The organism is Streptomyces sp. SP17BM10, assembly GCF_036322405.1.
GTDB lineage: Bacteria > Actinomycetota > Actinomycetes > Streptomycetales > Streptomycetaceae > Kitasatospora.
Genome location: NZ_JAQYXB010000489.1, coordinates 1 through 340, shown reverse-complemented (window position 1 = coordinate 340; position 340 = coordinate 1). Strand labels below are relative to the sequence as shown.

Here is a 340-nt window from a genome sequence, read left to right as displayed (position 1 = left end):
CTGCGGGAGGGGGGTTGCGCGGGGGCGGCCTGGAGGCCGCTGTGCTGGGGGCGATCGCGCTGCTCGGGGCCGTGGGGGTGGGCCCCCGCCCGGGCGGACAGCGGGGCGTGGGTGTAGGGGGGGGGGGGGGGGCCGTAGATCTCGGCCTCCGTGCCGATCTCGACCATCTGGCCGAGGTACACCCCGCCGACGCGGTCGGCGATGTGGCTCGCCGTAGGGTGCGAGGGCGGGAGATGGATCAGAGCGGGCAGAGGGAGCAGCGTCTTCTGATGGGTGGACGGTTCCTGCGTATTCCAGCAGGGGGTTGTTATGCGGCAGCCTGAGTGCGGTTTCGGCGGGG

Annotated in this window: 1 pseudogene; it reads right to left on the bottom strand. The window is 73.5% G+C overall.

Features of this window, described 5'->3' with window-relative positions:
- A pseudogene (locus PUR71_RS41185) lies at positions 1-182 on the bottom strand (peptide ABC transporter ATP-binding protein); the annotation flags it as partial.
- Positions 183-340 lie beyond the last annotated feature (158 nt).